This is a genomic window from Kribbella deserti (genome assembly GCF_042434725.1).
Classification (GTDB): Bacteria; Actinomycetota; Actinomycetes; order Propionibacteriales; family Kribbellaceae; genus Kribbella; species Kribbella deserti.
The window spans coordinates 1-862 of the sequence record NZ_JBHLTC010000016.1; the positions used below are offsets into that span (position 1 = coordinate 1).

Below are 862 nucleotides of genomic sequence, written 5' to 3' on the forward strand. Positions count from 1 at the left end.
GAGGCGAGATGGGCTGGTCCCGATGCCATCCGGCACCGGTATGACGCTTTTCGACCAGGCATTGCGGTTGGCCGAACCGGTTGTTGTTCCGGTCGGGGTGGACCTTGCCGTGCTACGGGGCCGGCCCGATCTTCCGCACGGGATGTTTCGAGATCTCGTTGGACCGAGGGGTAGGCGCGCGGCAGACGAGCGGACACCCCGAAAGGGAGTCGACCTGACTGCCACCCTTGCTGCGTTACCCGCCGAGGAACGCACCCAACGTCTGCTCGATCTGGTTCGCCGGGAAGTCGCGTCGGTACTCGGCCACCAAAAGCACAGCCAGATCAACAGTGAGCACGCGTTCAAGGATCTCGGACTGGATTCGCTCACTGCCTTGGAGTTGCGTAACCGCCTCAACAGACTGAGCGGACTGAAGCTTCCAGCCACCGTCGTGTTCGACCACCCGACACCCATGGCACTCACGCTCTACCTACGGCAGCAACTCATCACCGACAACACTCCGAACACCAACGCCTCCGTTCTGACCAACCTCGACCAAGCCAAGCAGCAACTCCTCGCCGCAACCGTCTTGCCCGATGGACTCGGTCCGATCCGGGACAGCCTGCGCGAGTTGCTATCGCTTGTCGACGCGAACGGAGGAGACAGAGGCCAGGACCTGAGCGACCTGGATTCCGCGAGTGATGAAGAGCTCTTTGCCCTCATCGACGAACCCACCCTGGAGCACTGACACATGGCCGACGAACAGCAGTTGCGTGAATACCTCAAACGCTCGCTAGCGGATGTGCGTACCGCGCGAAATCGTGTCCAGGAGCTTGAGGATGAGGTTCATGAGCCGATCGCGATTGTTGGGATGGCGTGTCGG

2 protein-coding genes are annotated in these 862 nt (G+C 61.5%); both read left to right on the forward strand.

What is annotated here, in order from left to right:
- Window positions 1-727 (forward strand): phosphopantetheine-binding protein (locus ACFFGN_RS13420; RefSeq protein WP_380047106.1); only part of this gene is annotated, 727 nt, incomplete at its 5' end.
- Between the two features lie 3 nt (window positions 728-730).
- Window positions 731-862: polyketide synthase docking domain-containing protein (locus ACFFGN_RS13425; protein ID WP_380047108.1), on the forward strand; the 132-nt coding region annotated here is incomplete at its 3' end.